This is a genomic window from Paenibacillus xylanilyticus (assembly GCF_013359935.1).
GTDB lineage: Bacteria > Bacillota > Bacilli > Paenibacillales > Paenibacillaceae > Paenibacillus > Paenibacillus xylanilyticus.
Genome location: NZ_JABMCB010000037.1, coordinates 1 through 1,188 on the forward strand (window position 1 = coordinate 1; position 1,188 = coordinate 1,188).

The 1,188-nt window shown below is 44.2% G+C and carries 4 protein-coding genes; all 4 read right to left on the reverse strand.

Going from position 1 to position 1,188, the window contains the following annotated elements:
• Window positions 1-143 (reverse strand): phage integrase Arm DNA-binding domain-containing protein (locus HP552_RS00225; RefSeq protein ID WP_175393807.1); only part of this gene is annotated, 143 nt, incomplete at its 3' end.
• Window positions 121-339, reverse strand: coding sequence for an excisionase (locus HP552_RS00230; protein WP_175393808.1), 219 nt, complete (start codon window positions 337-339; stop codon window positions 121-123). The genes HP552_RS00230 and HP552_RS00225, both read right to left, overlap by 23 nt.
• A 39-nt stretch (window positions 340-378) precedes the next feature.
• Entirely contained in the window at window positions 379-546 is a 168-nt protein-coding gene (locus HP552_RS00235) for a hypothetical protein (protein ID WP_000545733.1), read from the reverse strand.
• 88 nt (window positions 547-634) lie between these two features.
• Window positions 635-916, reverse strand: coding sequence for an Ea8.5 family phage-derived protein (locus HP552_RS00240; protein WP_000026224.1), 282 nt, complete (start codon window positions 914-916; stop codon window positions 635-637).
• Window positions 917-1,188 lie beyond the last annotated feature (272 nt).

Consider the following 1,188-nt stretch of genomic DNA (forward strand, 5'->3'; position numbering starts at 1 on the left):
GCTTCAGTGATTGCGATTCGCCTGTCTCTGCCTAATCCAAACTCTTTACCCGTCCTTGGGTCCCTGTAGCAGTAATATCCATTGTTTCTTATATAAAGGTTAGGGGGTAAATCCCGGCGCTCATGACTTCGCCTTCTTCCCATTTCTGATCCTCTTCAAAAGGCCACCTGTTACTGGTCGATTTAAGTCAACCTTTACCGCTGATTCGTGGAACAGATACGCTCTTCCATCCTTAACCGGAGGTGGGACTATTCTGCATTCCCGAACCCATCGACGAACTGTTTCAAGGCTTCTTGGACGTCGCTGGCGTGCGTTCCACTCCTGAAGTGTCAAGTACATCGCAAAGTCTCCGCAATTACACGCAAGAAAAAACCGCCATCAGGCGGCTTGGTGTTCTTTCAGTTCTTCAATTCGAATATTGGTTACGTCTGCATGTGCTATCTGCGCCCATATCATCCAGTGGTCGTAGCAGTCGTTGATGTTCTCCGCTTCGATAACTCTGTTGAATGGCTCTCCATTCCATTCTCCTGTGACTCGGAAGTGCATTTATCATCTCCATAAAACAAAACCCGCCGTAGCGAGTTCAGATAAAATAAATCCCCGCGAGTGCGAGGATTGTTATGTAATATTGGGTTTAATCATCTATATGTTTTGTACAGAGAGGGCAAGTATCGTTTCCACCGTACTCGTGATAATAATTTTGCACGGTATCAGTCATTTCTCGCACATTGCAGAATGGGGATTTGTCTTCATTAGACTTATAAACCTTCATGGAATATTTGTATGCCGACTCTATATCTATACCTTCATCTACATAAACACCTTCGTGATGTCTGCATGGAGACAAGACACCGGATCTGCACAACATTGATAACGCCCAATCTTTTTGCTCAGACTCTAACTCATTGATACTCATTTATAAACTCCTTGCAATGTATGTCGTTTCAGCTAAACGGTATCAGCAATGTTTATGTAAAGAAACAGTAAGATAATACTCAACCCGATGTTTGAGTACGGTCATCATCTGACACTACAGACTCTGGCATCGCTGTGAAGACGACGCGAAATTCAGCATTTTCACAAGCGTTATCTTTTACAAAACCGATCTCACTCTCCTTTGATGCGAATGCCAGCGTCAGACATCATATGCAGGTACTCACCTGCATCCTGAACCCATTGACCTCCAAC

Excerpts from the sequence above, each read along its gene's own strand:
- HP552_RS00230 (WP_175393808.1), bottom strand. The coding sequence starts at position 339 with ATGTACTTGACACTTCAGGAGTGGAACGCACGCCAGCGACGTCCAAGA.
- HP552_RS00240 (WP_000026224.1), bottom strand. The coding sequence starts at position 916 with ATGAGTATCAATGAGTTAGAGTCTGAGCAAAAAGATTGGGCGTTATCA.
- HP552_RS00235 (WP_000545733.1), bottom strand. The coding sequence starts at position 546 with ATGCACTTCCGAGTCACAGGAGAATGGAATGGAGAGCCATTCAACAGA.